This window comes from Nostoc paludosum FACHB-159 (genome assembly GCF_014698835.1).
Classification (GTDB): Bacteria; Cyanobacteriota; Cyanobacteriia; order Cyanobacteriales; family Nostocaceae; genus Nostoc; species Nostoc paludosum.
Genome location: NZ_JACJTU010000107.1, coordinates 1 through 9,470, shown reverse-complemented (window position 1 = coordinate 9,470; position 9,470 = coordinate 1). Strand labels below are relative to the sequence as shown.

Here is a 9,470-nt window from a genome sequence, read left to right as displayed (position 1 = left end):
TTTCAAGTATTAGGAATGTTATTTGGGGTATCTAAGACAGAAGCCAACGATACTTTTCATTATTGGATACCAATATTGCGAGATATCTTACCCTCAAGTTTATTAGAACAAGTCTCAAGTAATGAAAGCGAATTACTCTTTGTTCAGGAAGTATTAACCAACTTTAGGCTATTAGTCGATAGCCTAGAACAGCCAATATATAGAGATTCTGACCAAAAAGAACAACAAAAATATTTTTCTGGGAAGAAGAGGCAACATACATTAAAAAGTTTAATGGTTGGAATACCAGAAGGTAAGGATATTGTGGAGGTAGAGGTGGGGGTTCCTGGGCCAACAGCAGATATAAAATTGTTTCGTAAATCTCAGAGAAAGTTTGATAAGTCTCAACCATTTTCAGGTGACAAGGCTTTTCAAGGTGGCGAAAACATCACTACTCCTCATAAAAGAAAACCAAAACGAGAACTGACTCAACAGCAAAAAGATGAAAATAAGGCTTTGTCTAGTAATCGGATATTTATCGAGCATTTAATTCGACTACTTAAAATATTCCGGATTGCTTCACAAAGATTTAGACTAAAACTTGATACTTATGAGCAGATTATTTTAACAGTTTGCGGATTAGTTAGATTAAGAATTGGTAGCTTAGTTCTGCCAACTTAGTTATTAGCAGTAATCATAAATTATCAAAAATTAGGAGTTGATTTTTATGCCTCTAAACTATCACTAACTATATCAAACCCTTATGACTCCGTTTTTACGAAGATATCAAAGTTTTGTCTAAAAGCTTTGAACAGTCTGGCTTTGGAGTTTTCGGACAAGTCTATTAGATAGATTGACAAAAGGAGAATTAGACCCCATATATCAGTGTTTAGCTAGCGAGAGTCTTATCCAATTGTTACCGAAAGTCCCACAAAAAAACAGCATCAAAAATTTGCTGACAAAAATCCTACCTGTAAAAAATAATGATGATATCGATCGCGGTTTAGGATTGGTAGTTATTGCAAGAGTTGCTCGATACAATCAAATCACGGTCTGTAGTTACCTTTTAGATATCTGGTGCTTGGGCGTTAAAGATACTATACCACCACGTACAGTAGACAGGATAAAATTTAAAGAATTTACAGAAGCACTATTCCAGCCATTTCCCGGAAGCCCGCAAGAGGTTCCCCTTGAAGTAGCCCAAGGGATGATATTTAGTGCTTGCGAATACGCAGAAAACTTAGGGTTTCAACCACACAAAGACTTTGAAAAATCGCGTTCGCACATCGGAGAATGGGATGGCGCAATACGTATTGAATGTGGTCGTGATGGGAAACCATTCTATGTTAGTGGCCCCCACGATAATCCACAAAAAATCATGGAAACATTAAAGAAAAGCAGAGGTGAAGGTAATTTTGATTTTATGATAGGGAGCGCTCCGTTCTTTTGAGCGATGGCGCTGTTTCGCCTCTTTGCGATCGCCAACCGCAAGCAGAGGCGAAAAATGCTTTTAAAAACCTCTTAGTAAGAAACTTCAGAACTTAAGTTTTTACTTGGGTTGCCACAATGGAGTTATATCAAGGTTTTCAGCAGCAGAGACGGTATTTCTAACCTACACCGGTACGGTTTACACCCCTTCATCTTTTGTAAAGCTATCGTAATATTTATTTATATAAAACAATATTTGCTTAACTTAGCAAACTCAAATAAAAGCTATGAACCAACCCATTGAATTATCTTTAGAACAAGAATTTAGCCTTAGAACTTTTTCTGATCAAGTGCAGCAGATGTCCCGTGAACAAGCTCAAGAGTTTTTGCAGATGCTGTATAAGCACATGATGATAAGGGAAAAGACTTACCAGGAATTACTCAAACATAAGTGGGAAGTTGGTTCAGGTTCAATCTTGGGCTAAAACAAACCTTGCTCCTGTTACTTTAAGCGATGAACAAGATAACGAACACACAATTGTTCTTTATCAATGGCTTGGTAATTGAGATTATTTGCTTACAAATGAGGAAACTGTACAATAACCGACGAAAAGTAACGGTTTTGATGGAACAGTGAACTACTTTGGCCTACACCGTCACCAACCAATCGCACCCCACCGACCGACAACCGTCCCCAAAGTTAACCCAGACTTGCCACTGGTTCAAATACCCATTCCATATTGGCTCACCATCAGCAACCCCAACAGCCTCACCCACTTTGGAAACTAGCTCTTGGTAGAAGGAACCAGCACTTTCTAACCCCTGCCGCAATTTCAGCTTTAGACCGTTCCAACCTCCAACAGCCTCATCCGATGAAAGGGGGGTATCGAGTGTGTCACTAACTTGAGTTTGTAACTCTATATTATTAGTGACTGACACCAAACAATTGGCAATTGTTTTATCTGCTAGTTCATTTCGGCGCAACCATTTCTCGAAAATACAAGAGCGCCCATCATCAGGAACCACAAACTGGTAAACACTCTCTCGCTTGCCCCGCGGCCCCAACCTTCCTACATAAGACAACCGCAAATCAAACTTGTTCAAAAGCTTTTGTGCGATCGCAACAGATGTTAACTTTTCGCTTATACTCACGTTCAAACAAGTTTTGATGAGATAACGATTCTCCAGTGCCGCCCGCTTCAACTCCTGCATTGCCTCTGAAGACCCTCGTAACCGTTCCCCAGATGTGAGCAACTGTAACAGATTCAGCTTTTCTAACAACAGCACCGACGATAACATCTGCCCCTTGTTGAAGTCGGGTTTCCAAACAGCATTCTCCCCAGCTTCCGCCAGCCCCTTAGCTCGTTTGCTGTCCCGGTTTACTAAAAACTGTCGCCCCACAGTCAAGTAATAGTGCAACCGCAGTTGGGGATACCAGCCGTCATCATCCTTCTCGACTAATTCAGGCGTAATGTCAACTTCATAACGCCGGGACAACTCACCCTTACGTTGCTGATACCGTTCTTCTTTTGTCTTCTCCCGCTTCTCCTGCAATTTCTTCAGTTCGGCATCAGATACATCTTCTGAATCCGAAACCCCCTGGCATTCACTCCTATATAATTCGTTGGAAGCTGCTTTTACCTCCTTAACAACTTCCTTGGTTTCGTCAGGATCAGAATCCGAGGCATCAATCACAGTGTAGCCATCAGCTTCCAGTCCCTTCAGTACAAATTCTTGATAGCGGCGCATTTCTACATTAATAACAGCACCCCGCTTGCCCCAGGTTTGTAAAGATTCGGGTTGAAAGTTCTGATCAATGAACGAGTAATCGTCATTATCAGCCGCAGACAACAGAGCGATATTAGCCTGGGTTGCGACGTGTTGGCTTCTGAGCAATCCCCCAATAGAAGTCGCTTCATTACCAACAGTTCCCATACCGTACTGGCTCACCCAAATATGGCGGTCAACTGTTTCTCTCAATCGTGCTAACATCTGCCGTACAGAGTCCACAGGCTGCACTCCCTGGAATATCCCCCAGACTGCATCGAAATGTCCCTTGATATCGATGGAGACACCAGTTTCTAGGCTGGGAGAAGCTATCACTAAATCATACTGGGTCAGAATTTCGTTGAGGTGGGCAATACACTCAAAAGCCGGGTGCTTTGGGTCTAAAACTGAATGACTGTCAATTCGTAAAATGCGTAAATGGGGAAATTTCTGCTTAAATCTTTGTTCCAGAGCTTGAGTTCCCCATTTGGATTTAGTTTTTTGAGCAGAACAACATAGTAAATGGTGTCCACCTTTGGCAATCGCCTTGTCTAATGCGGCAATCAAATTCTTGGGATTGCTGCCGGAGTAGTTGTAACATTTGCCAGACACAGGCTGGTAATTGTTGACGATGACAAAGGGATTAACCCGATATTCTCCAGCAAGAGAAAGAACGTACTTCACATCGGTATCTGATACATCAGCAGAAGACAGGTAAATTTTACCGCGATCGCTGCCCAAGACATTTTGGATCAGCTGCTTGAAATTTCTGAGTATGGAAACCCGCCGCTTGGCCACATCGGTAGTAGAGTTGAGCAAGTGCCAGAATACTTGGTCGCACTCATCAATAATAATGACATCGTTTGACCAATCCTTGGGGTTGAATCGGGCTTGACTATCTTTATGCAATGAGTCTACACAGACCCCATACCCCAACAATCCACCTGTATCGGATGTACGGATTTCTGACACATAATCCACGCCGAAGCGATCGCACAACGCCTCACCCAATTGAATGCGATGGGTGATGATGAGAACCCGTCGCCCCTGATCGTGGGCTTTAGCCACTTGAGAAGATAACCACTCTGTTTTCCCCGTTCCCTTTGGAGCTTTGAGAACAATCAGTTTTTCACCTTCGGGTACGAGCAACTGACCGAGGAATCTTTGGTTGAGAGCGATCGCCGGAGGATAAGTTAACAAAGTGAATAACTTGATTTCCCACAGCTCCAAAGTTTCGGCTGTATTGTACAGGGCGTGGAAGGCATCATTGCCTTGAGCAACGATGAAGTCGTCAACTCCTTTTTGTGTTCCTGGCAAGTCAATCACCCGTAGCTGACAGCCTTCATTTATGAGTAGTCGCCCCATACGACTGATAGCGGTTCTTACTCGTTGAACGGTTTCAGGTTTGGTATCGTTATCAAAGCAAATGTTAACTTGCCTGCCCTTTGTTGCGAAATGTTTCAGGTCGGGGATAAGTGATGGTTTACCAGTGGTAGTCCGGTAATCATCCTTTGGGGTGCGGTAGCCTGCGTTAACTCCAGGGATGGCGATTGCTGCGTAACCAGCACTCAATAAACAAGCGGCTTTCTTGGCTCCCTCTACGATAACGACTGGTACATTGTTCTTCCAGACCCAATGCCAGAAGGCACCCCTATGTTGCAGGTCTTCATCAGTAATAGGAATACCGCAACGGTTTGATATTTTTACCCAAATTTTCTTAGTGACGAAGAGGAAGAATGCGCGAGTTTGTTCTCGATATGGATGTTCGTATTTTATATGTTTGTGAATCTTTTGCGGATCGCGCCGGGGTTTGTCAGGTTTGAAGCATCCCCATAGCATTGATTGATAATTGTTGAGTAGATCGATACCACTACACCACCAGCCACCGTGTTCAATGTGTTGGTACTTCTTCAAATCCCTATCCCTCAATCTTCCATCGTTGCGTCGGGAGATTTTATTGCTGTACAAAAGGTAGTCGTAAGGGGTTGTGCCAACCAGGGATCGTACATTCAAGGCAATTAAATCTTCGTCAACACCACTGTTGAGCCATTCTTGTAAATGATGAGATTCGTTGTGCATATTTCCTCCTATAGACAGGCGCACGAAACAGTTAGCGGTATGGGGTCATACCGCTTTGGAATGTTCAAAAATAGTCACAAAACTAAAGAAGCGTTAAATGAATAACGAAGAAGACAAAAACCTGTTATCTATGTCTAAGCTGAACAAACTAGATTTGCTTGATAGTACTCTTGTATTGATTTCGGGTTAACATAACCGATTTCCAGAATTTAGAAAATCTATCGGTAATCTAGTTCCTGATTTGGAGAATCTAAAGCTATAAACATTGCTGTGACATCGTTTTAGAGTCCCTAAACTTTTGTTAAGCTTTTTATCACCACCGTTTAACTTGATACTTTGGGCTGATTGCATTGGTATACACAATTGAGTTTTAGAAAATCAGTTTCATCTACCCCCACCTATATGCCGTCGAAAAGGAGTGGCACGCTTGTTATCGGCAAATCCAATATTCATAAAGCTTTTGGGTTTAGGGTGTAGGGAATCAAGAAGATGTTGAACTGCTTGAGACAACTAAAATTTAGTTGTCTGAAACACTACACCTACAAGAGCCACCCCCAAGAAAGAGCCTGAGGATGTTTTACTTTTTCAAGCGTGCCATCCCAGCATAGTTACAATGCCGTTTTAGATTTTGAAAGTCTTTTAATTACGAATTGGTATAAGTGGCGCTTGGTTGCGCTTTGCCATGATACTTATAGTTGCAGATAACTATTGATTTTGTCAACAAAATATTGCATAATATGGCAATGCAAGAAAAAATAGAAGAGGTTGTAATGTTACCACTAACTGAGGTGGGGTCGATAAAGTGGACAAAGGAGCGTGGAGATAAAATGCGCTTGTTACGCGGTGAAATGGCATTGTTAGCTTTGTCTAAAAAGCTTGCTGAGAATGATGTAGAGATTTCTCGCCAGTATTTGCACAGAATGGAGACTTTTTCAGATGTTAAAGGAGCTTCCCCTGAGCTTGTCACAGGACTTTGCAAAGTATTTAACTGTACGTTAGCTGAATTATTGTGTTTGAAAGCAACTAAAATTGTTCAATTAGGGGTTGACAACTGCAACTTTTAGTTGCAATATAGTAATTAGGACAGAGGAAAGCAAACCGCCTGCACCAGAAAGCAATCAAGGGTTTGCACACACAGAAAAACGAACCGAATCATCAAGCATAAAATTAGCCGCCGCCGGGACAAGTAGCCGGAAGCTAAAACCGGGATGGACGGAAATAGACTCATAACAGCTTGAGCCGCCAGGGATGAGCCTGATGACCTAACTAAGTCTGAAAACTGGTTGAAAAACCCGAATGTGGATTAGTCAAATTTAGAAGTGCGATCGCTAACCCCACGGGGGGCGATCGCTTTTAACTAGTGACATCGGAGGTAATCAGCATCTTGGCTAAAGATCCGATTCAACAATTGAATGCAGTCAGAAACAAATGGATGCGAGTTACTGGTTATCCACCAAAAGTAAGTTTTGTTAAGATGTGTTTACCAGATTTTGGCTACTTTAATTTCGAGAATATTTCTCACTGGAGAAAGGCAATCGACCTTTTCCAAAACAAATACATCAAATCAAAAAAGCACTTGTTATTGCGCCCACTAACACCAGCACGTCAGGAATGGGTCAAAACTACTGGATTAAAAGCTTCTCTTCAATCTGTAATAGAGGTGTTACCAGAATGCAAGTTTCCTTTGAAAACAGAACGAGATTGGTTCTTAGTGACATCTCTCTATGTACAAAGATATCCCGAAAAAGTTCTGTCGCAGGACTCAACAGTTAAGGTAATTAAAGAAGAATACGAAGTTATTCAAACCAAGCCTCTTAATAAAACACCGCACGACTTTCAAAAACTTCAGCCTATTGCTAAACCACTACCTGTACTACAGCCGTCAACTCAATTTGTTTCACCGTCACCGCTAAAAGACCCAGCCGAACAGCGAATGTCTGATTCGTTAGCAGGAATATTAGGAGGAATTCGAGAAGCTCATAATCCATCCGGGCGAGTTGATGTGCTAACCAAACTGTATGTTATTGAAGTTAAAAAAGCTGCCAATTGGAAGCATGGTATTGGTCAAGCACTAGTTTATCAATTTTATTACCCTGACAAGAAACCCGTCTTATTTTTATTTGGTGAGGATGTTGGTTTATATAGGAATATCGCTAGGGAACATTGTCATCGCCTTGGTGTGATATTCCGAGAAGAATCGCACTTCGCACTACAAGGCAAACAATGAGGTTTTCTGATGACCAAGCCTAAATTTCTCGGAGCATTTCGATATTACTAAACCGAAAACCACAGTTTTAAAAGCTTCGCTAAATTCCTGTGAATGCGTTGTGGAAATCCACAACGTTTCGTTCGTAAAAACAAAGACGATCGCTGCACCTTGGACAGTCTAGCGATCGTCTTTCCCTTTTTTTAATAAGGATTCTGATTATGACGCAAAGTACACTAACACAGCAAGCCCTCCCGGTTGACGAACAATCCGTAGCACAAGAAGAACTCAACGACCTTCTTGCAACGCAGTCTGAAACGGTCGCCCCAACCCAAGACCCACTAACCCACCGCGATGCCTGCGGCGGGCGTAGCCATCGCCAAATCATTGCAACTATCATCAACAGCACCCCCGACCAAATTAAAACGATTTGGATTGAAGGCGGAATCACTGTTTGGGTGCAACTGTCCGACAGCGGAAGATTACCTTTTGACCGCACTTGGTTCGCGTCAAGAGTTGCTGAAGTTAAACCAACCATCGCTGAACCAGAAACCCCACGCCAGCGCAACGAGCGATTGTATGACGAACTTGAAAAAGCTTGTAGTAAGTTCAGTCTCTACCACAATCAAGTAAATTGGTTGTCGTTCAGCGCTAAAGTCTACCGTGGACAGCATTTGGTAGGCTTCGTCGGGTGCAACCAACAAGGATGGTACTCAAGACCCAGACAGTATGGTGTGAATCGGATTGCTCAGAGTGCGGAGGATGCGATTAAGGCGCTGGGGGTGAAAGCAGCAGTAGCAGCCTAATAAAGCAGCGGCGTGACATCCTTATAAGTCACGCCGACTAATCTCAACAGCTGCGCCAGAACTTCTATGACGTAAGGTCAAACATAAAATTAATTTAAGGCTAATTGCTTAAAATAATAACAGGGGAGGGAAAACAAATGACTGACGATGCCAGAATCAATGATATCTATCTACGCCTTAATGAACTTACGGAGGATGTAGCCACACTAAAAATTCAAGCGGGAACGATTGGAACGTCTCAAGTAGCGATCGCAAGGACAGTAACCCTAGCTACAGGTTTGGCGTCGGATATGCGCGAAGTAAAAGCTGATATTAGGCAAGTGAAAGCTGATATTCGTAATATTGATGCAAGTATAGAAGAGATATTACGGCTATTGCGAGATAGAAATAATCCCTCGGCATAGATTTAACAATTAATCGTTCCGCATTATCAAGCGTTTTTGTAACAGCAAGAGCGCTATTTTATTGCCGATTTTAAACTCTAGACATTTCTGATGAACGGCTATGCCACAGCGAGAGCGAAAATGTTGGTAAAAACAAATGACCCCTGAACAAACATCAGAATTATTTGCTGTCTTAATGCGTCAAGAAGAATTACTCAAGCAGCTTGTTGCAGCAATCAACAAACCAAAATTGGGATTGCACTCCGAGGCTGGCAGTTGCAAAATCTATTGCAATCGCCACAATGGTTCATTGTGGTACACCCTAAACAACGGTGAAGCAAGCGCTGTTGCACAAACTGCTTTGACTGGATATTTACGAGAAATCAAATTCGAGAAGTGTGAGCGCAGAGCAAAGGAAGTTTACAAGTTGCTGATTACAATTCAAGCAGACAGGCTATACATACTAGAAAGTGGGCATGATACTCACTTTGCTAAAGGTTTGTTGTCTGCTGTAGCACTACTGACACCACAACAACTTTATTCACCCATAACCCTACAACCGCAGCCAGGGAATGACGAGAGCGTGTTGTTCTGTCGGGTATGGGTAGGCAGTGAGTTAATAATGGCTAGCTACAACGAACAAACAGACTGGAGACAAACCAGTAAGCAGGCTCTAGCTGTGGTCAGGGCTGCGTCGGAGATGGTGTTTTAGTTACAGGACTTACGCAACTGGCACAAAAAGGGGGTAAGGTGCAGCCCTACCCAGCGACAATTCAACTCAAACCAAGCACATAAAAATACTTGGGCGTTTTAGTTGCTGAA

Annotated in this window: 9 protein-coding genes; 8 read left to right on the top strand and 1 reads right to left on the bottom strand. The window is 42.5% G+C overall.

The window, feature by feature from the left end; translation table 11 throughout:
• The 3 genes from H6H03_RS38220 to H6H03_RS38210 form a co-directional block, all read left to right on the top strand.
• The coding region (locus H6H03_RS38220) for a transposase family protein (protein WP_199339230.1) at positions 1-660 on the top strand (660 nt) is incomplete at its 5' end.
• A gap of 172 nt (positions 661-832) precedes the next feature.
• The gene (locus H6H03_RS38215; protein ID WP_242065761.1) at positions 833-1,429 is read left to right on the top strand and encodes a DNA-binding response regulator; all 597 of its coding nucleotides are present in this window, start codon (positions 833-835) and stop codon (positions 1,427-1,429) included.
• Between the two features lie 265 nt (positions 1,430-1,694).
• A complete protein-coding gene (locus H6H03_RS38210; RefSeq protein WP_190960192.1) occupies positions 1,695-1,892 on the top strand; it encodes an NblA/ycf18 family protein in 198 nt (65 codons plus the stop codon).
• Between the two features lie 163 nt (positions 1,893-2,055).
• Here H6H03_RS38210 and H6H03_RS38205 read toward each other — a convergent pair whose 3' ends face one another.
• A complete protein-coding gene (locus tag H6H03_RS38205; RefSeq protein ID WP_242058205.1) occupies positions 2,056-5,253 on the bottom strand; it encodes a plasmid replication protein, CyRepA1 family in 3,198 nt (1,065 codons plus the stop codon).
• A 737-nt stretch (positions 5,254-5,990) separates the two neighbouring features.
• Here H6H03_RS38205 and H6H03_RS38200 point away from each other — a divergent pair.
• From H6H03_RS38200 to H6H03_RS38180, 5 genes are all read left to right on the top strand, one after another.
• Positions 5,991-6,317 (top strand): XRE family transcriptional regulator, encoded by a 327-nt coding sequence (locus H6H03_RS38200; protein WP_242058204.1) that lies wholly within the window; start codon positions 5,991-5,993, stop codon positions 6,315-6,317.
• 320 nt (positions 6,318-6,637) lie between these two features.
• On the top strand, positions 6,638-7,480 hold the full coding sequence (locus H6H03_RS38195; RefSeq protein WP_190960191.1) for a hypothetical protein: 843 nt from the start codon (positions 6,638-6,640) through the stop codon (positions 7,478-7,480).
• Between the two features lie 200 nt (positions 7,481-7,680).
• The gene (locus tag H6H03_RS38190; protein ID WP_190960190.1) at positions 7,681-8,265 is read left to right on the top strand and encodes a hypothetical protein; all 585 of its coding nucleotides are present in this window, start codon (positions 7,681-7,683) and stop codon (positions 8,263-8,265) included.
• A gap of 137 nt (positions 8,266-8,402) precedes the next feature.
• Positions 8,403-8,669, top strand: a complete 267-nt coding sequence (locus H6H03_RS38185; RefSeq protein ID WP_190960189.1) for a hypothetical protein — start codon at positions 8,403-8,405, stop codon at positions 8,667-8,669.
• A 136-nt stretch (positions 8,670-8,805) separates the two neighbouring features.
• On the top strand, positions 8,806-9,360 hold the full coding sequence (locus tag H6H03_RS38180; RefSeq protein ID WP_190960188.1) for a hypothetical protein: 555 nt from the start codon (positions 8,806-8,808) through the stop codon (positions 9,358-9,360).
• The last annotated feature ends 110 nt before the right edge of the window (positions 9,361-9,470 follow it).